Here is a 249-nt window from a genome sequence, read left to right on the forward strand (position 1 = left end):
GTGTGCAATTTCACCCAGAAGTAACACATACTCGTCAAGGTGAGCGTATGCTTGCGCACTTTGCGAAAGATATCTGTGGCTGTGATGGACTTTGGACGTCAAGCTCAATCATCGATGATGCAATTGCACGTATGAAAGCGCAGATCGGTGATGATGAAGTTATCTTAGGTCTATCTGGTGGTGTTGATTCATCTGTTGTTGCGATGTTATTACAACGTGCCATCGGCGATAAACTGACTTGTGTATTTG

The 249-nt window shown here is 44.2% G+C and carries 1 protein-coding gene; it reads left to right on the forward strand.

From position 1 onward, the window contains the following. The coding region (locus MTCD1_RS19880) for an asparagine synthase-related protein (protein WP_235013411.1) at nt 1–249 on the forward strand (249 nt) is incomplete at both ends.

The sequence above is a fragment of the Colwellia marinimaniae genome (genome assembly GCF_002207865.1).
GTDB lineage: Bacteria > Pseudomonadota > Gammaproteobacteria > Enterobacterales > Alteromonadaceae > Colwellia > Colwellia marinimaniae.